Source organism: Curtobacterium sp. MCBD17_008, assembly GCF_003234475.1.
Taxonomy (GTDB): Bacteria; Actinomycetota; Actinomycetes; order Actinomycetales; family Microbacteriaceae; genus Curtobacterium.
The window spans coordinates 106,776-124,787 of record NZ_QKTK01000007.1; the positions used below are offsets into that span (position 1 = coordinate 106,776).

Consider the following 18,012-nt stretch of genomic DNA (forward strand, 5'->3'; position numbering starts at 1 on the left):
GTTACTTCACCTCGCCCTTCGCGGCGTCGTAGGTCGGAGCGTCGGGAGCGTCCTTCGCGGGTCCCACACCGACCGGCACGCCGGCTTCCGGGTGGTTCAGGTCGAACGCCGGGGACTCCGAACGGATCCGCGGGATCGACGTGAAGTTGTGCCGCGGCGGCGGGCAGGAGGTCGCCCACTCCAGCGAGCGGCCGTAGCCCCACGGGTCGTTCACGGCGACCTTCGGCGCGTTCCGAGCCGTCACGTAGACGTTGAAGATGAACGGCAGGAACGAGATGCCGAGGATCATCGAGCCGACCGTGGACACCTGGTTCATCCACGTGAAGTTGTCGTCCGGCAGGTAGGTCGCGTACCGACGGGGCATGCCCACGACACCGAGCCAGTGCTGGATGAGGAACGTCGTGTGGAACCCGACGAAGAGCAGCCAGAAGTGGATCTTGCCGAGACGCTCGTTGAGCATCTTGCCCGTGAACTTCGGCCACCAGAAGTAGAAGCCGGAGAACATCGCGAACACGACGGTGCCGAAGACCACGTAGTGGAAGTGCGCGACGACGAAGTACGAGTCGGACACGTGGAAGTCGAGCGGCGGCGAGGCGAGGATCACGCCGGTCAGGCCACCGAACGTGAAGGTGACGAGGAACCCGATCGCCCAGAGGATCGGGGTCTCGAACGTCACCGAGCCGCGCCACATGGTGCCGACCCAGTTGAAGATCTTCACGCCGGTCGGGACCGCGATGAGCATCGTCATGAGCGAGAACCACGGCAGCAGCACGCCGCCGGTGACGTACATGTGGTGTGCCCACACCGTGATCGACAGGGCCGCGATGGTGATGGTCGCGTAGACGAGGGTCTTGTACCCGAAGATCGGCTTGCGGCTGAAGACCGGGAAGACCTCAGAGACGATGCCGAAGAACGGCAGCGCGATGATGTACACCTCGGGGTGCCCGAAGAACCAGAACAGGTGCTGCCAGAGCAGAGCCCCACCGTTGGCCGGGTTGAAGATCTGGGCGTCGAACACGCGGTCGAGACCGAGGCCGAACAGCGCTGCCGCGAGGACCGGGAAGGCCATCAGCACGAGGAGGCTCGTCACGAGGACGTTCCAGGTGAAGATCGACATGCGGAACATCGTCATGCCCGGGGCACGCATCGTGATGATCGTGGTGATGAAGTTGACCGCACCGAGGATCGTGGAGAAGCCGGTCATGCCGAGACCGAACACCCACAACGTGCCACCCAACCCTGGTGTGAACGTCGTGTCACTCAGTGGCGCATAGGCGAACCACCCGAACGAAGCTGCACCCTGCGGGGTGAGGAAGCCGCCGACGGCGATGGCGCTGCCGAAGAAGTACATCCAGAAGGCCAGGCCGTTCAGACGTGGGAACGCCACGTCCGGCGCGCCGATCTGCAGCGGCATGATCGCGTTCGCGAAGCCCGAGAAGAGCGGCGTCGCGAACATCAGCAGCATGATCGTGCCGTGCATCGTGAAGAGCTGGTTGTACTGCTCCTTGGTCGGCACGACCTGGAGACCCGGCTCGAACAGCTGCGCGCGGATGACGAGCGCCATGATGCCCGCGAGCAGGAAGTAGAGGAACGAGGTGATCAGGTACATGTACCCGATCGTCTTGTGGTCGGTGGACGTCGCCCACCGCACGATGATGTTGCCCTTGCGACCGACCTTCGATGCCTGGAAGTCCGGCGTCGAGGGCCTGGTGGTCGCCTGGCCGACGAATGACGTTGTCATTGAGACGCGCCCTTACTTCTTGTCGCTCGACGCCTCGGCAGGCGCCTCGTTGTTCGGCTGGTTCGTGTTGGTGTCGTACTCGTTGCCGAGCAGACCGACGTTGCCCTCGTCCGCGAGGGACTGGAGGTAGTCGTCGTACTCCGCCTGCGACACGACCTTCACCTGGAAGAGCATCAGCGAGTGGTACTCACCGCAGAGCTCGGCACACTTGCCCTGGTACGTGCCTTCCTTCTCCGGGATGAAGTACTCGTAGTTCGTCTTCCCCGGGAGCATGTCCTTCTTGTAGAGGAAGTCGATGACCCAGAAGGAGTGGTTGACGTCGCGCGAGCTGAGCTCGATCTCGACCTTCTTGCCGACCGGCAGGTACAGCGTCGGGAGCAGCGATTCGTCGACCGCCCCGCCGCCGTTCTCTTCTTCCTGGGCCTGGATGCCCTGGTAGTAGACGCTGTCGTTCGGGTTCTTCTGGTCGATGTAGTTGAAGTCCCAGCCCCAGCGCTTGCCGTAGACGTGCACGGTGGCGTCCGGCTGCGCGAAGGGCTTCTCGATCGCTTCCTGGTCCTTCGCGGTGAAGGCGAAGAAGCCGAGCACGAGGATGAGCGGCACGAGCGTGTAGAAGATCTCGAGCGGCATGTTGTACCGCATCTGCACGGGCAGGCCGGTCTGGCCCTTCCGGCGGCGGTAGACGATCGCGGCCCAGATGACGAGGCCCCACACGATCAGACCGACCGCCAGCAGGACGATCCAGCTCGTCGTCCACAGGCCGACGATGCGGCTCGTGTGGTTGGTGACGTCCTTCGTCTCCTCCGTGCCGGGGAGCCATCCGTTCAGCTGCTGCTGCGAGCAACCAGCCAGTGCGATGACCAGACCGACGGCCACCGGGACGGCCGCCCAACGTATACGGCGATTCGAACGCACTGTTACCTCTCGGAAAGACGTGGGCCGGATCCAGTCGGTGGTCGACTGGCTGACGACGAGGATCCCGTCGACGAGCTCCGCGGTCGGCACGAGGCCGGCACATGGGTGGCTCCCAGCTTGGTTGGAACACTCCTAGCTTACTCGCAGCCGTCGACACCGAGCGCACAACCGACACGCGTTGTGGACGGAACGAGGGCTGCGGAAGCCGGTTTCCCCTGGTCATCGACGTCGGGGAACCGGTCCGGGGACGCGAACGGGGAGCGACCGTGTCGGTCGCTCCCCGTTCGCGTGTCGGATCGTCGGACGATCAGTGGAAGCTGTCGCCACACGCGCAGCTGCCCTGCGCGTTCGGGTTGTCGATCGTGAAGCCCTGCTTCTGGATGGTGTCCTCGAAGTCGATCGTGGCGCCGTCGAGGTAGGGCACGCTCATCTTGTCGACGACGACCTCCACCCCGTCGAACTCCGCGGTGGCGTCACCGTCGAGGAGCCGCTCGTCGAAGTACAGCTGGTAGATCAGGCCCGAGCAGCCGCCGGGCTGGACGGCGAGGCGCAGGCGCAGGTCGTCGCGGCCCTCCTGCTCGAGCAGGCTCGCGACCTTCGCCGAAGCCGCGTCGCTCAGCAGCACACCGTGCGACGGGGCGTCGGTCGCTGCTTCGGTCGTGATGGTGTCGCTCATCGGCGTCTCCCTCGTTGGCGGTGACGTTCACCGGCCGTCGCGTCGATTCTAAGCACGCGAACCGACCTCCGGGACCCCGGTCCAGCACCTGTGGAGGAGACACCTCATGCGCGGCCCTGCAGGCGGGCGAGCAGGACGGCCTCGGACAGGACGGCACGGTGCAGCACGCCGAGGTGCTGCGACTCGTTGGGGCTGTGCGCCCGGGTGTCCGGGTCCTCGACGCCGGTCACGAGGATCTGCGCCTCCGGGAACTCCGCGGCCAGGTCCGAGACGAACGGGATGGACCCGCCGATGCCCTGCTCCACCGGGTCGGCGCCCCAGCCCTCGGACATCGCGGTGCGGGCCTCGCGGACCGCCCAGCCGGACGCGTCCACCAGGAAACCGTCACCGGTGTCGACCTCCGTGATCTCCATCCGGGCGCCGAAGGGGACGCGGTCGCGGAGGTGGGCCTCCACGGCGGCGAACGCCTCGGTGGCGGCCTGGCCGGGCGCGACCCGCACCGACACCCGCGCCGAGACGGTGGGCAGCAGCGTGTTCGACGCGTTCGCGACGCTCGGGACGTCGAGACCGGTCACGGTGATCGACGGCTGGAACCACATCCGGGACAGCACGGGACCGCTGCCCACGGGACGCGCACCGTCGACCAGGGCGGCCTCGGCCGCGAAGTCCGCCTCGGAGCGCTCCGGCACGGGCGCGTCGTGCGCGGTCAGCCCCGCGACCGCGACCGCTCCGTCGTCGTCGTGCAGCGAGGCGAGCAGACGCACCATCGGCATCATGGCGTCCGGCGCCGCTCCCCCGTACATGCCGCTGTGGCTCGCGTGCTCGAGGGTCGTCACGGTGAGCTTGAAGGTGGTGTTGCCGCGCAGGGACACCGTGATCGCCGGCACCTCGGTCGACCAGTTGTCGCTGTCCGCGACGACGATGACGTCGGCGGCGAGGTGGTCACGCTGCTCCCGCAGGAAGGTGCGGAACGAGCGGGAGCCGAACTCCTCCTCGCCCTCGACGAACAGCACGATGCCGAGGTCCAGGTCGTCGCCGAACTGGGCGTGCACGGCACGGAGCGCCGCGACGTGGGTCATCACGCCGGCCTTGTCGTCCGAGGCGCCGCGCCCGTACAGGCGGTCACCGCGGAGCGTCGGCTCGAACGGCGGGGTCTCCCAGAGCGCGTCGTCGCCCTGCGGCTGCACGTCGTGGTGCGCGTACAGCATCACGGTCGGCTTGCCGTTGCGGGCAGGGCGCACCGCGAGCACCGCCGGCTGGCCGAGTTCGGTGTCCGTGTCGGCAGTGTCGGTCGGGGTGTCGCCCTCGACGGCGGAGCGGACGATGCGGACCTCGTCGAACACACCGGTCGACCGCACCAGGTCGGCCACCGCCTCCGCGCTGCGCTGCACCTGGGCGGGGTCGAACGCGGACCACGACACCGACGGGATGCGGACCAGGGCGGACAGGTCGGCGATCGTCGTGGGCAGTGCACCGTGCACGTGCTCGCGCAGCGCCTCGAGCAGGGCGGGGTCGGTCGCGGGTGCCTGGGACCCGGCGTCGGGGCTGTGCTTCTCGGAGTCGGTCATGGCCGGTAATCTAGAGGACGTCCAGCCCGCACAACGCCGTTAGGAACCACCGTGGCGAAGGCAGCCCCCAAGACCAACGTGACCGTGAACCCCGGTGACGACGACCTCGTCGCACACGGCAAGGGTCGCCCGACGCCCTCGCGACGCGAGCGGGAAGCCGCGAACCGGCGTCCGATCGTCGGCAACTCCCCCGCGGACAAGAAGGCCGCCCGGGCGCGTCTGAACACGGAGCGCGAGCGTGCGCGGGTCGGCATGGCGAACGGCGAGGAGCGCTACCTCCCGGCGAAGGACCGGGGCGAGGAGCGCCGCTTCATCCGCGACTTCATCGACGCCCGCTGGAACGTCGGCGAGGTCATGATGCCCGTCCTCGTGCTCTTCCTGATCGTCGGCTTCGTCGCCGCGCAGACGCCCGCGGCCTCGTACTCGCTGCTGTTCATCTGGGCGTTCGTGCTGCTCTTCGTGCTCGACTGCACGGTCATCTGGTTCATGCTGCGTCGACGCTTCGCCGCCGCCGGCCGGACCTTCCAGCGCGGGAACTTCCTCTACATCCTCACGCGCGGGTGGCAGCTGCGGTTCCTCCGCCTGCCCAAGCCGCAGGTCAAGCGCGGGCAGTACCCGACGCTCTGACACAGATCCGACGCTCTGACACAGACCCTTTGCTCTGAAACAGGGCCTTCCGCCGGCAGCCGGCGGACGAGAGCGCCGTCGACCTCCGGGTCGGCGGCGCTCTCGTCGTCCGGGGGCGCCGATCGCGTCGAGCGATCGGCCGGGAGGCGCGGCGCCAGCCCGACGCGCACCTCCCGCTGACGGGCGGCTCGGTACCAGCCCGGCGCGCGCCTCCCGGCCGACGGTGCGCAACGCGGGACGCAGGTCGCGGTCCGGCATGGGACGGGTCGTCAGCGGAGCAGCACGACGCACTGCGTCGTCCGCGGAGCCGTTGACGCGTCAGCTGTGGCGCAGTCGCGTCAGCTGCGGCGCAGTCGCGTCAGCTGCGGCGCAGTCGCGTCAGCTGTGGCGCAGTCGCCGCCGCCGGAGCCGGTTGATCCGCATCGCCCAGGTCGGCCCCTCGTAGAGGAACGCGGTGTAGCCCTGCACGAGCGTCGCACCGGCCTCGATCCGCGCCTGGACGTCCGCCTCCGACGTGACGCCGCCCACCGCGATGACGCAGAACCCCGCGGGCACGGCGGCACGGACGCGTCGCAGCACCGCGAGCGAGCGCTCCCCGAGCGGTGCGCCGGACAGCCCGCCCGCACCCATCGCCCGGACGTCGGCGGCCGGGGTGGTCAGTCCGCCGCGCTCGACGGTGGTGTTCGTCGCGATGACCCCGGCCAGGCCCAGGTCGACCGCGAGTCCGGCGATGGCGTCGATCTGCTCGTCCGTCAGGTCCGGCGCGATCTTGACGAGGACCGGGGTCCGTCCGGCGGCCTCGTGGACGGCGGCGAGCAGCGGGCGGAGGTGGTCGAGTTCCTGCAGTCCGCGGAGGCCCGGCGTGTTCGGCGAGCTGACGTTCACGGCCAGGTAGTCGGCGAAGGGCGCGAGCAGGCGCGTCGACTCGAGGTAGTCCTCGACGGCGTCCTCGACCGAGACCACCCGACTCTTCCCGATGTTCACGCCGATGACCGGGCGCCCCGGGTTCCGGCGGGCACGCTCGAGGCGTCCGGCGGCCTTGACGGCGCCGTGGTTGTTGAAGCCCATCCGGTTGATGAGCGCACGGTCGGCGATCAGTCGGAAGAGCCGCGGACGCTCGTTGCCCGGCTGGGGTCGCGCCGTGACGGTGCCGACCTCGACGTGCCCGAACCCGAGCACGCCGAGTCCGGCGATCGCGCGGGCGTCCTTGTCGAACCCGGCGGCCATCCCGAAACGGGACGGGAAGTGGATGCCCATCGTGGTGATCCCGTCCTCGGCGGGCGGCCGGGCGGAGCGCTCGACGGCGCCGGCGACGACGGGCACCTTCGGCAGCCACCGGATGACGGCGAACGCGAGGTGGTGCGCCCGTTCGGGGTCCATCTTCGCGAAGACCGTGCGGAACACCACGCCGTAGCCGGCGCGGACGAGCGTCTCGACGCCGCTCACGCGCTGGCGCCGTCCGTGCTGCGGTCGGGGGCGCGGAGCTCCCGGGGGCCGGCGTGGTGGTCGATCCGCAGCTGCCCGATCGCGTCCTCGAAGTCCTCGAGCGAGTCGAACGCCTGGTACACGCTCGCGTAGCGGAGGTACGCGACCTCGTCGAGCTCGCGGAGCGGGCTGAGGATGGCCAGGCCGATGTCGTTCGCCTCGATCTGGCTCGCGCCGGAGGACCGCACGATCTCCTCCACCCGCTGCGCGAGCACCGCGAGGTCGGAGTCCGTCACCGGGCGCCCCTGGCAGGCCTTCCGTACGCCGGAGATGATCTTCTCGCGACTGAACGGTTCGAGGACGCCGTTGCGCTTGACGACGCTGAGCGACGCGGTCTCGGTCGTCGAGAACCGCCGCCCGCAGTTCGGACACTGGCGGCGGCGGCGGATGGAAGTTCCGTCGTCGCTCGTCCGGGAGTCGACGACGCGGGAGTCCGGGTGGCGGCAGAAGGGGCAGAACATGGCGCCCCCAGGCTAGCGGTTCGTGCGTTCCGACACGGCCGCTCCGTGCGCCGGCAGCTGTTCCGCGGTCGAGAGCGCCACGATGTGCGGGACCACCTCGGCGAGTGCCTGCGCGGTGTACCGCACCACCTGCTGCGGCCGGAGGAAGGTGGACGCGGACAGCCCGGAGCCGAACCGTGCCTGGCCGCCGGTCGGCAGGACGTGGTTCGACCCGGCCAGGTAGTCACCGAGGCTGACGGGCGCGTGCGGCCCGACGAACACCGCGCCGGCGGCGTCGATGTCCGCGAGCACGGCGTCGTCGTCCGCGGTCTGGATCTCGAGGTGCTCCGGCCCGTACGCGTTGCTCACGGTCGCGGCGTCGGTGAGCGAGTCCACCAGGACGATCGCGGACTGCGGTCCGTCGAGCGCGGCCTGGAGGCGCGTGGCCGTCCCGAGCACCGCCGTGCGCTCCGGGATCACCGCCTCCACCGCGTCGGCGAACGCGGCCGAGGTCGTCACGAGCACGCTGCCGGCCTGCTCGTCGTGCTCCGCCTGGCTGATGAGGTCGGCGGCGACGTACCCGGGGTCGGCCGTGTCGTCGGCGATCACGAGGATCTCGGAGGCACCGGCCTCGGAGTCGATGCCGACGACGCCCCGGACGAGGCGCTTCGCGGCGGCGACGTAGTTGTTCCCCGGGCCGGTGACCAGGTCGACCGGGTCGAGACCGATCTCGGGCACGCCGTACGCCAGCGCGCCGACCGCGCCGGCGCCGCCCATCGCGTAGACCTCGTCCACGCCGAGCAGTCCGGCCGCGGCGAGGATCGTCGGGTGCACGCGTCCCCCGTGGTCGCGCTGCGGCGGGGAGACGAGGGCGATGGAGCCGACGCCGGCGACCTGCGCGGGGACGACGTTCATGACGACGCTCGACGGGTAAACGGCCTTGCCGCCGGGCACGTAGAGGCCGACGCGACGCATGGGCTGCCACCGCTGGTGCACCTCGGCTCCGTCGGCGAGCGTGGTCACGGACCCGGTGGGCACCTGCGCCGCGCTGGCGGCCCGGACCCGGCGGATCGCCTCGTCGAGGGCGACCCGGAGCTCGGGCGCGAGGCCCGCGACGGCCGCGTCGATCTCGGCGGCCGGGACCCTCACGTGCTCCGGCGCTCCACCGTCGAAGCGTTCCGCCTGCTCGTGCAGCGCGGCCGCGCCGTGCTCGCGGACGGCGTCCACGAGGTCCCGGGCCGCGGCCGTGGCGCTGCTGACGTCACCGGCGGCACGCGGCATGAGACGGAGGAGTTCGGCGCGGGGCGGGAGCCCCCCGCGGAGGTCGATTCGCTGCATCATGAGGCCCCCAGCGTACCGAGCACCACCGTCGACCGGGGACGACGGGGGTGCTCGGTCGCGGTTGGTACCGGAGCCGTCAGACCAGGCAGCGCGGTCCGAGCAGGCTCTTCAGCTCGCCGAACAGGTCCGGTGTCAGCGCGACCGGGAACGGCAGCTCGAACGTCCGGGCGACGTCGTCCTTGAGGAGCTTCAACCGCACCTCGGTGTCGCCCTGGTGCCGACCGAGCACGGCCGCCAGTTCGGTCACCGTCTGTGTGGTGGCCTGGCGCTCCGGCAGGGACAGCGTGAGCGGCCCGGACCCCATCGCGTCGCCGACGTTCGGCTGGAACATGCTCACGGCGTGCAGGGCCTTGCCGTCGTCGCGGACGTTGACGCGGCCGCGCAGGACCACGATCGAGTCCGGGACGAGCGACGGCCCGAACTCCTGGTACGTCTTGCCGAGGAACATCACGCCGATCTGGCCGCCGAAGTCCTCGATGTCGACGATCCCGTACGGGTTGCCGCTCGTCTTCGCCACGCGGTGCTGCACGCTCGTCAGGAGCCCGGCGACCGTGACGGTCTCGCCCTCCACCGAGTCGTCCGCTCCGAGCAGGTCGGCGATGGTGATCGACTGGTGCTTCGCGAGTTCGATCTCGAGCCCGGCGAGCGGGTGGTCCGACACGTAGAGCCCGAGCATGTCCCGCTCGAACGCCAGCTTGTCGCGCTTGGACCACTCCGGCCGCTCCGGCACCTGGGACACCGTGAGCGATGCCGGCTGCTCTTCCGCGACCTCGGCGAACAGGGAGTCGAAGTCGAACCCGACGTTGCCGTTGGCCTCGTCGCGCTTGACCTTCACCGCGGCCTCGACCGCGCCCTCGTGGATCTCGACCAGGGCACGGCGGCTGTCGCCGAACCCGTCGAACGCGCCCGCCTTGATGAGCGACTCGACCGTCCGCTTGTTCGCCGACGAGATCGGGATCTTGCGGAGGAAGTCGTGGAAGGACTCGAAGGCGCCTTTCTCGGTGCGCGCCGCGACGATGTCGTCGACGACGTTGAACCCGACGTTGCGGATGGCTCCCATGCCGAAACGGATGTCGTCCCCGACGGCGGCGAAGAACCCGATCGACTCGTTCACGTCCGGCGGCATGACCCGGATGCCCATCCGGCGGCACTCGTTCAGGTAGAGCGCGAGCTTGTCACGGGCGTCGCCGACGCTCGTCAGCAGCGCCGCCATGTACTCGGCCGGGTAGTGCGCCTTGAGGTACGCGGTCCAGAACGACACGACGCCGTACGCGGCCGAGTGCGCCTTGTTGAAGGCGTAGTCGGAGAACGGCAGCAGGATGTCCCACAGCGTTTTGATTGCCGCGTCGGAGTACCCGTTGTCCTTCATGCCCTGCTGGAACCCGGCGTACTGCTTGTCCAGCTCGGACTTCTTCTTCTTGCCCATCGCGCGGCGGAGGATGTCCGCCTGGCCGAGGGAGAACCCGGCGACCTTCTGCGCGATGGCCATGACCTGCTCCTGGTAGATGATCAGGCCGTAGGTCCCGCCGAGGATCTCCGCCAGGGGCTCCTCGAGCTCGGGGTGGATCGGGGTGATCGCCTGCTCACCGTTCTTGCGCAGCGCGTAGTTCGTGTGCGAGTTCGCACCCATCGGCCCCGGTCGGTACAGGGCGATGAGCGCGGAGATGTCCTCGAAGTTGTCCGGCTTCATCAGGCGGAGGAGCCCGCGCATCGGGCCGCCGTCGAGCTGGAACACGCCCAGCGTGTCGCCGCGCTGCAGGAGCGCGTAGGCCTCGGGGTCCTCGAGGCCCATGGTCTCGAGGTCGAGGTCGATCCCGCGGTTGCTCTTGATGTTGTCGAGGGCGTCGCTGATGATCGTGAGGTTCCGGAGGCCCAGGAAGTCCATCTTGATCAGGCCGAGCGACTCCGCTGCCGGGTAGTCGAACTGCGTGACGATCTGGCCGTCCTGCTCCCGCTTCATGATCGGGATGATGTCGATCAGCGGGTCGCTCGACATGATGACGCCGGCGGCGTGCACGCCCCACTGCCGCTTCAGCCCCTCGAGCCCCAGCGCGGTGTCGAACACCGTCTTGGCCTCCGGGTCGGTCTCGACGACGGTCCGGACGTCCACGGCTTCCTTGTACCGCGGGTGGTCCTTGTCGAAGATGCCGGTGAGCGGGATGTCCTTGCCCATCACGGGCGGCGGCATCGCCTTCGTGAGCTTCTCGCCCATCCCGAAGGGGAACCCGAGCACGCGCGACGAGTCCTTGAGGGCCTGCTTCGCCTTGATCGTGCCGTACGTGACGATCTGCGCGACGCGCTCCGAGCCGTACTTCTCGGTGACGTACTTGATCGCCTCACCGCGGCGCCGGTCGTCGAAGTCGACGTCGAAGTCGGGCATCGAGACGCGGTCCGGGTTGAGGAACCGCTCGAAGATGAGCCCGTGCCGGATGGGGTCGAGGTCGGTGATGCGCATCGCGTAGGCGACCATCGAGCCGGCGCCGGACCCGCGACCCGGGCCGACCCGGATGCCGTTGTTCTTCGACCAGTTGATGAAGTCGGCGACCACCAGGAAGTACCCCGGGAAGCCCATCTGGTTGATGATGCCGACCTCGTAGTCGGCACGCTCCTGGACCTCGGCCGGGATGCCGCCGGGGTAGCGGTACTGCAGCCCCTTCGCCACCTCCTTCTCGAACCAGGAGTGCTCGGTCTCCCCCTCCGGCACGGGGAACTTCGGCATGTAGTTGGCGGAGGTGTCGAACTCGACGTCGCAGCGCTCGGCGATGAGGAGCGTGTTGTCACACGCCTCGAGGTTGTCGCGGAAGACGTGCCGCATCTGCGCCGGGGTCTTCAGGTAGAACTCGTCGGCGTCGAACTTGAAGCGGTTCGGGTCGTTGAGCGTCGACCCCGACTGCACGCAGAGCAGCGCCGCGTGCGAGGTGGCGTCGTGCGCGTGCGTGTAGTGCAGGTCGTTCGTGCCGACCAGCGGGATGTCGAGGTCCTTCGCCAGGCGGATGAGGTCGCTCATGATCCGGCGCTCGATCTCGAGTCCGTGGTCCATGACCTCGGCGAAGTAGTTCTCCTTGCCGAAGATGTCGCGGTAGTCCGCGGCGGCCTGGACGGCCTCGTCGTACTGCCCGAGCCGCAGACGCGTCTGGATCTCGCCCGACGGGCATCCCGTCGTCGCGATGATGCCCTCGTGGTGTTCCTGCAGGAGCTCGATGTCCATGCGGGGCTTGAAGTAGTACCCCTCGAGCGACGCCTTCGACGACAACCGGAACAGGTTGTGCATGCCCGTGGTGTTCTCGGCGAACATCGTCATGTGCGTGTACGAACCGGCACCCGAGACGTCGTCACCGCCACCGTCGCCCCAGCGCACACGGGTCTTGTCCGACCGGTGGGTGCGCGGCGTGATGTAGGCCTCGGTCCCGATGATCGGCTTGACGCCGCCCGCCTTCGCGGTCTTCCAGAACTCGAACGCCCCGAACATGTTGCCGTGGTCGGTCACCGCCACGGCCGGCATGCCCTGCGCGGCGGTCTCCGCCACGAGGTCGGAGAGCCTGGCGGCACCGTCGAGCATCGAGTACTCGCTGTGCACGTGCAGGTGGACGAAGGAGTCGGAATCCGACACGGAACCTCCGGTTCGTACGGTCTGCTGCGGGGTGGGGACAGCCTAACCGCGACCGGTGACGATCCCGAGCGTGTCGCGGAGGACACCGTGCGGTCGGCCGGTTCTGCTGGTCGTGTTCCCGGTCAGGCCGCGCGGATCCGGTCGAGCGCCTGCTGCAGGTCGTCCGGGTAGGACGCCTGGAACTCCACCCACTCCCCGGTCCGCGGGTGCGCGAAGCCGAGCCGGACGGCGTCGAGCCACTGCCGGGTGAGGCCGAGCTCGCCCGCCAGCACCGGGTCGGCGCCGTACATGGTGTCGCCGACCAGCGGGTGGCGTGTCGCGGCCATGTGCACGCGGATCTGGTGGGTGCGCCCGGTCTCCAGGTGCACCTCGAGCAGGGTCGCGGACCGGAACGCCTCGAGCGTCTCGTAGTGCGTGACGCTCGGCTTGCCGTCGGCGGTGACGGCGAACTTCCAGTCGCTCGACGGGTGCCGACCGATCGGGGCGTCGATCGTGCCGGACGTCGGGTCCGGGTGGCCCTGCGCGAGCGCGTGGTACACCTTCTCGACGGTCCGCTCCTTGAACGCCCGCTTCAGGTGCGTGTAGGCGAGTTCGGTCTTCGCGACGACCATCAGGCCCGACGTGCCGACGTCGAGGCGGTGCACGATGCCCGCACGTTCGGCGGCGCCGGAGGTCGCGATCGTGAAGCCCGCGGCGGCGAGCCCGCCGGGCACCGTCGGACCGTCCCAGCCCGGGGACGGATGTGCTGCCACGCCGATCGGCTTGTCGACGACGACGATGTCCTCGTCGTCGTGCACGACGGTCATGCCCGGGACGACGGCCGGGACGATGCGCGGCGGTTCCTTCGGGTGCCACTCCACCTCGAGCCAGGTGTCGGCGTGCAACCGGTCGGACTTGTCGACGACGACGCCGTCGACCCGGACACCGCCGGCCGCGACGACGTCCGCGGCGAAGGACCGGCTGAAGCCGAGGAGCTTCGCGATGGCGGTGTCGACACGCTCACCGGCGAGCCCGTCGGGCACGGGCAGACTGCGGGACTCGCTCATGCTGTCCGCGTCACGTCGCGTCGTGCCCGAGGGCGTCGTGCGTGCGACCGTCGTGCCGGCTGCCGTCGGGCCGGGAGGCCCGACCCGCGTCCGGCGCGTGCCCCGCGTCCGTCGTGTCGGTGGCGTCGGCCTGTGCCGCGGCCGTCCGGCGCGCCTGCTTCTCCGACACCGACCGCGTCCCGTCGAGGTTCACCCCGAACACCACGAGCAGCACGAACACCACCATGCTGATGCAGATGAACGAGTCCGCGACGTTGTAGATCGCGGGCATCATCCACGGCGTCGAGATGAAGTCGACGACGTGCCCGCGTCCGAAGCCGGGCTCCCGGAAGAGCCGGTCGGTCAGGTTGCCGAGTGCGCCGCCCAGGAGCATGCCGAGGACGAGTGCCCACCACATCGACCGGATCCGACGCGCGTACACGACGATCGCGACGACCACCGCGGCCGAGATGAGCGAGAACACCCACGTCATGTTGACCGCGAAGGAGAACGCGGCACCCGGATTGCGGACCGAGAGGAACTGCAGGGCGTCCCCGAGCACCGGGACGACGACGCCTTCCGGCAGCTCCGCGACGACGAGCGCCTTCGTGACCTGGTCGGCGGCCAGCACCACGACAGCGGCGAAGGCCAGTGCCGCGATCGCGCGTGCACTGACCTTCGCTCGTGGGACGGGTCGGTCCAACGTCAGTTGCCGAAGCCCTGCGCCGAGGCCGGGGCCGGCGCGAAGCCGGACTGCTCGGTGCTGGCCGACGAGTCGAGCTCGGCGAGCTGGCCCTGGATGTAGCTCTTGAGCTGCGCACGGTAGTCGCGCTCGAACGTGCGGAGCTCGTCGATCTTGCCCTCGAGCTGCGTGCGCTCCTGGTCGAGGACCGCGACACGCTGACGGTTCTGGTTCTCGGTCTCGGCGATGATCTGGCGCTGCTTCGCTTCGGCCTCGGAGACGAGGCGGGCGGCCTGCGCCTGGCCCTCGGCGATGAGGGCGTCACGCTTCTCGACACCTTCACGCACGTGCTCCTCGTGCAGACGACGAGCGAGCGTCAGGAGGTTCGTGGTGCCCTCGGTGTCCTCGTCCGGGTTGACCGTGGTGCTCGGTGCGGCGGCGGCGACCGGGGCGGGCTCCGGAGCAGCGGCGACCGGGGCCGGCTCGGGCGTCGGTGCCGGCGCGGGCTCGTCGTCCTTGGCGAGCGACGGCGCGGAGCCGGCGGACTCGAGGCGCTGGCGCAGCTCCTCGTTCTCCTGGTTCAGGCGACGCAGCTCGGCCACGATCTCGTCGAGGAAGTCGTCGACCTCGTCCTGGTCGTAGCCCTCGCGGAACTTGGTCGGCTGGAACCGCTTGTTGACTACGTCTTCCGGCGTCAAAGCCATTGCCGTCACCTCAATAGAACTGCTGAACGTGTGGAACCGGGGCCCTGCTGGCCGTCCGTGCTGAACCTACCAGCGGGACTCCCGGTGCGGATGTCCCGCCGGGGCGGGGCATCGATCCCGACCACCGTACACCGAGGGCGGGGCCGAACCGTGTCGGATCGCCGCGTGGCGCGTGTCGGACGGACCGGGATCAGACGAATCGGTAGGCCAGGGACTGGACCACGACGCGCAGGATGATGACGACGAGCATCACGATCGTCCACCCGAAGTCGAGCATCACCGGACCGAGTCGGAGCGGCGGCAGCACGCGGCGGACGGCCTTGATCGGCGGATCGGTCACCGTGTAGACGAACTCCGCGATGACGAGCAGCACGCGCTGCGGCCGCCAGCCGCGGTTGAACGACTGGACCAGGTCGAGGATGAAACGCCCCCACATGATGAAGAAGTAGAGCGTCAGGACCAGGGAGAGGATCGTGAAGATGAACACGTTTCGGCTCGCTCGTCTCGTGTGACCGGTACCGGAACGGGCCGGTCACGGGGCGGGTGGGCCTGGGTGCCGCGCGGTGTCCCGGGACCCGTCGGACCCCGGTACCGCACGGGCGGCTCAGGACTGGGCGAAGAAGTTCGCCTCGATGTCGGACTCTACCTCAGCCGGCTCGCCGCTCACTGCGATGTGCGCGGGCGACAGCAGGAAGACCTTGTTCGTGACGCGCTCGATCTTGCCGTAGAGACCGAGCGACAGGCCGCTCGCGAAGTCGATCATGCGACGGGCGTCCGTCTCGGTCATCTGCGAGAGGTTGATGATCACGGGGATGCCGTCGCGGAAGCTCTCGGCGATGGACTGGGCGTCCTTGTACTCGCGCGGGTGGACGGTGAGGATCTCGTTCATTTCCTGGACCGGGGTCGCCTTCTGTGCGGTCGTGTGCGAGCGGCGGAGCGGGGTGACCTGCGCGCCGCGCTGGGAGGTGTGCGTGGGCTTCACGGCGACGGCGGCCGGAGCCGACGCGGCCGGGGCTGCGGCCGTCGCGACCGCGGGGGCAGCGGCAGCGGGGGCGTCCTGCTGCGCCGCGGGGGTGGAGGACGGCTGGCGCGCCTGCGTCGGCGCAGCCTGCTGCTCGTCCTCGTACTCGAGTTCCTCGTCGGCGAGGCCGAGGTAGACCATCGTCTTCTTCAGGGGGTTGGCCATGGTTCCTCCGGGAAGTCCGTGCTCGTTGGTGCCCTGTGTCGAGGCTAGGGCGCGTCCGGCCGTTTCCCGGTGATTGCGGTCCCGATCCGCAGGTGTGTCGCGCCCTCGGCGATCGCCTCGGCGTGGTCGCCGCTCATGCCTGCCGAGATGTCGGTCGCGGTGGGCTCGATCGCGCGGACCCGCTCGGAGACCGCCCGGAGCCGGGCGAACGCGGCGCGGGGCTCCTCGTCGAGCGGGGCGACCGCCATCACGCCGCGCAGCCGCAGGGTCCCCGTCGCCAGGACCCGTTCCGCCAGGGCGTCGACGTCCTCGGGTGCGACACCGCCGCGTCCGGGATCGTCGGTCAGGTTCACCTGGACGAAACCGTCGAGCACGCGGGGGTCCGGTTCGGCGTCCGTCGGCGCGAAGGCGTCGACGACGCTCGCCCGGTCGAGCGACTGCACGACGTCGGCGTACCGTCGCGCCTGCCGGGCCTTCTTCGACTGCAGCTGTCCGATGAAGTGCCAGGTCAGGCCGAGGTCGGCGAGCTCGGCCGCCTTCGCCTGGGCCTCCTGGTGCCGGTTCTCCCCCACGTCGGTGACGCCGAGCGCGGCGAGCTCGCGGACCAGGGACGCCGGGTGGTACTTCGTGACGACGACGAGCGCCAGCTCGTCGACCGAGCGCCCGGCGGTCCGGGCCGCCTCGGCGATGCTGCCGCGGACGGACGCGAGCCGAGCCTCCAGTCCGGTGTCGGGTGGGAGGCTCGGCTCGCTCTGGTGCCCAGCGGTCACGATGCGCTCGTGCTCACGCGGGGCCGACTCACTTCAGGAAGTCGGGGACGTCGAGTTCGTCGTCGTCGTCGAAGGCCGGGTCGGCGGCGCGCTGCGCCGGCGGCTCGTGCTCCTGCGACGCCCAGGACGGGGTCGTGTGGCCGGAGTCCTCGATGCGGTTGGACGAACCGGTGGCGACGGGCACGGTGGCACCGGCGTCCGGGTCGACGTAGCTCGAGCGGCGCTCCTGGTGCTGCTGCGACGGCTCGCCGCCGTCGAAGCCGGCGGCGATGACGGTCACGCGGACCTCGTCGCCGAGGGTGTCGTCGATGACCGCACCGAAGATGATGTTCGCCTCGGGGTGGACGGCCTCCTGCACCAGGCGGGCGGCGTCGTTGATCTCGAAGATGCCGAGGTTCGAGCCACCCTGGATCGAGAGCAGCACACCGTGTGCGCCGTCGATCGAGGCCTCGAGCAGCGGCGACGCGACGGCGAGCTCGGCCGCCTTGATCGCCCGGTCCGCCCCGCGGGACGACCCGATGCCCATCAGGGCCGAGCCGGCACCCTGCATGACGCTCTTGACGTCCGCGAAGTCGAGGTTGATGAGACCCGGGGTCGTGATGAGGTCCGTGATGCCCTGGACACCGGCGAGGAGCACCTGGTCGGCCGTGGCGAACGCCTCGACCATGGAGATGCCGCGGTCGGAGATCTCGAGCAGACGGTCGTTCGGCACGACGATGAGCGTGTCGACCTCGTCCTTGAGGCTCGCGACGCCGTTCTCGGCCTGGGACTGGCGACGCTTGCCCTCGAAGCCGAACGGCTTCGTGACGACACCGATGGTGAGGGCGCCGATGGACTTCGCGATGCGGGCGACGACGGGGGCGCCACCGGTCCCGGTGCCACCACCCTCACCGGCGGTGACGAAGACCATGTCCGCACCGGCGAGGGCTTCCTCGATCTCCTCGGCGTGGTCCTCGGCGGCACGTCGGCCCACCTCGGGGTCGGCGCCGGCGCCGAGACCGCGGGTGATCTCGCGACCCACGTCGAGCTTGACGTCGGCGTCGCTCAGGAGCAGGGCCTGCGCGTCGGTGTTGATGGCGATGAACTCGACGCCGCGGAGGCCGAGTTCGATCATGCGGTTGACGGCGTTGACACCGCCGCCGCCGACACCGACCACCTTGATGACGGCGAGGTAGTTGTGGTTCGTGGTCACGTCTGTCCGGCCTCCGGTCAAAACCCTCAACCTGTGCTTGAAGTTCAGAG

The 18,012-nt window shown here is 69.7% G+C and carries 16 protein-coding genes; 1 reads left to right on the forward strand and 15 read right to left on the reverse strand.

From position 1 onward, the window contains the following. Position 1 precedes the first annotated feature (1 nt). The 4 genes from ctaD to DEI95_RS08665 all read right to left on the reverse strand — a co-directional run bounded on the left by ctaD (position 2) and on the right by DEI95_RS08665 (position 4,900). Positions 2-1,741 carry a cytochrome c oxidase subunit I gene (gene ctaD / locus DEI95_RS08650; RefSeq protein WP_181419595.1) on the reverse strand — a complete coding sequence of 580 codons (1,740 nt, stop codon included), beginning with the start codon at positions 1,739-1,741 and terminating at the stop codon, positions 2-4. 12 nt (positions 1,742-1,753) lie between these two features. After that, positions 1,754-2,656, reverse strand: a complete 903-nt coding sequence (coxB, locus tag DEI95_RS08655; protein ID WP_110825512.1) for a cytochrome c oxidase subunit II — start codon at positions 2,654-2,656, stop codon at positions 1,754-1,756. 307 nt (positions 2,657-2,963) lie between these two features. Continuing rightward, entirely contained in the window at positions 2,964-3,332 is a 369-nt protein-coding gene (locus DEI95_RS08660) for an iron-sulfur cluster assembly accessory protein (protein ID WP_110825290.1), read from the reverse strand. Positions 3,333-3,436: 104 nt separating this feature from the next. Beyond that, positions 3,437-4,900, reverse strand: a complete 1,464-nt coding sequence (locus DEI95_RS08665) for a dipeptidase (RefSeq protein WP_111059989.1) — start codon at positions 4,898-4,900, stop codon at positions 3,437-3,439. A gap of 51 nt (positions 4,901-4,951) precedes the next feature. Here DEI95_RS08665 and DEI95_RS08670 point away from each other — a divergent pair, with 51 nt between their 5' ends. After that, positions 4,952-5,527: a DUF3043 domain-containing protein gene (locus DEI95_RS08670; RefSeq protein ID WP_110825288.1), complete on the forward strand. Its 576-nt coding sequence runs from the start codon at positions 4,952-4,954 to the stop codon at positions 5,525-5,527. 378 nt (positions 5,528-5,905) lie between these two features. On the opposite strand, the gene DEI95_RS08675 is transcribed toward DEI95_RS08670, so the two are convergent. The 11 genes from DEI95_RS08675 to ftsZ form a co-directional block, all read right to left on the reverse strand. Further along, positions 5,906-6,907 carry a quinone-dependent dihydroorotate dehydrogenase gene (locus DEI95_RS08675; protein ID WP_375342348.1) on the reverse strand — a complete coding sequence of 334 codons (1,002 nt, stop codon included), beginning with the start codon at positions 6,905-6,907 and terminating at the stop codon, positions 5,906-5,908. Between the two features lie 62 nt (positions 6,908-6,969). Further along, positions 6,970-7,473, reverse strand: a complete 504-nt coding sequence (gene nrdR / locus DEI95_RS08680; RefSeq protein WP_110825286.1) for a transcriptional regulator NrdR — start codon at positions 7,471-7,473, stop codon at positions 6,970-6,972. Between the two features lie 12 nt (positions 7,474-7,485). Next, a complete protein-coding gene (hisD, locus tag DEI95_RS08685; protein ID WP_111059991.1) occupies positions 7,486-8,793 on the reverse strand; it encodes a histidinol dehydrogenase in 1,308 nt (435 codons plus the stop codon). Positions 8,794-8,869: 76 nt separating this feature from the next. Continuing rightward, entirely contained in the window at positions 8,870-12,352 is a 3,483-nt protein-coding gene (gene dnaE / locus DEI95_RS08690; RefSeq protein ID WP_375342349.1) for a DNA polymerase III subunit alpha, read from the reverse strand. A gap of 173 nt (positions 12,353-12,525) precedes the next feature. Next, positions 12,526-13,449 carry an RluA family pseudouridine synthase gene (locus DEI95_RS08695; RefSeq protein WP_110825283.1) on the reverse strand — a complete coding sequence of 308 codons (924 nt, stop codon included), beginning with the start codon at positions 13,447-13,449 and terminating at the stop codon, positions 12,526-12,528. A gap of 10 nt (positions 13,450-13,459) precedes the next feature. Beyond that, positions 13,460-14,131 (reverse strand): signal peptidase II, encoded by a 672-nt coding sequence (gene lspA, locus DEI95_RS08700; RefSeq protein WP_181422207.1) that lies wholly within the window; start codon positions 14,129-14,131, stop codon positions 13,460-13,462. Positions 14,132-14,133: 2 nt separating this feature from the next. After that, entirely contained in the window at positions 14,134-14,814 is a 681-nt protein-coding gene (locus DEI95_RS08705) for a DivIVA domain-containing protein (RefSeq protein ID WP_110825281.1), read from the reverse strand. Positions 14,815-15,004: 190 nt separating this feature from the next. Further along, the gene (locus DEI95_RS08710; protein WP_110825280.1) at positions 15,005-15,301 is read right to left on the reverse strand and encodes a YggT family protein; all 297 of its coding nucleotides are present in this window, start codon (positions 15,299-15,301) and stop codon (positions 15,005-15,007) included. 117 nt (positions 15,302-15,418) lie between these two features. Beyond that, positions 15,419-16,000, reverse strand: a complete 582-nt coding sequence (locus DEI95_RS08715; RefSeq protein ID WP_110889614.1) for a cell division protein SepF — start codon at positions 15,998-16,000, stop codon at positions 15,419-15,421. Between the two features lie 44 nt (positions 16,001-16,044). Continuing rightward, positions 16,045-16,770: a YggS family pyridoxal phosphate-dependent enzyme gene (locus tag DEI95_RS08720; RefSeq protein ID WP_111059993.1), complete on the reverse strand. Its 726-nt coding sequence runs from the start codon at positions 16,768-16,770 to the stop codon at positions 16,045-16,047. 28 nt (positions 16,771-16,798) lie between these two features. After that, positions 16,799-17,962 (reverse strand): cell division protein FtsZ, encoded by a 1,164-nt coding sequence (ftsZ, locus tag DEI95_RS08725; protein ID WP_111059994.1) that lies wholly within the window; start codon positions 17,960-17,962, stop codon positions 16,799-16,801. Positions 17,963-18,012: the final 50 nt, after the last annotated feature.

Excerpts from the sequence above, each read along its gene's own strand:
- ctaD (WP_181419595.1), bottom strand. The coding sequence starts at position 1,741 with ATGACAACGTCATTCGTCGGCCAGGCGACCACCAGGCCCTCGACGCCG.
- DEI95_RS08660 (WP_110825290.1), bottom strand. The coding sequence starts at position 3,332 with ATGAGCGACACCATCACGACCGAAGCAGCGACCGACGCCCCGTCGCAC.
- DEI95_RS08665 (WP_111059989.1), bottom strand. The coding sequence starts at position 4,900 with ATGACCGACTCCGAGAAGCACAGCCCCGACGCCGGGTCCCAGGCACCC.
- DEI95_RS08675 (WP_375342348.1), bottom strand. The coding sequence starts at position 6,907 with ATGGACCCCGAACGGGCGCACCACCTCGCGTTCGCCGTCATCCGGTGG.
- nrdR (WP_110825286.1), bottom strand. The coding sequence starts at position 7,473 with ATGTTCTGCCCCTTCTGCCGCCACCCGGACTCCCGCGTCGTCGACTCC.
- hisD (WP_111059991.1), bottom strand. The coding sequence starts at position 8,793 with ATGATGCAGCGAATCGACCTCCGCGGGGGGCTCCCGCCCCGCGCCGAA.
- dnaE (WP_375342349.1), bottom strand. The coding sequence starts at position 12,352 with ATGCTCGACGGTGCCGCCAGGCTCTCCGACCTCGTGGCGGAGACCGCC.
- DEI95_RS08695 (WP_110825283.1), bottom strand. The coding sequence starts at position 13,449 with ATGAGCGAGTCCCGCAGTCTGCCCGTGCCCGACGGGCTCGCCGGTGAG.
- DEI95_RS08705 (WP_110825281.1), bottom strand. The coding sequence starts at position 14,814 with ATGGCTTTGACGCCGGAAGACGTAGTCAACAAGCGGTTCCAGCCGACC.
- DEI95_RS08715 (WP_110889614.1), bottom strand. The coding sequence starts at position 16,000 with ATGGCCAACCCCCTGAAGAAGACGATGGTCTACCTCGGCCTCGCCGAC.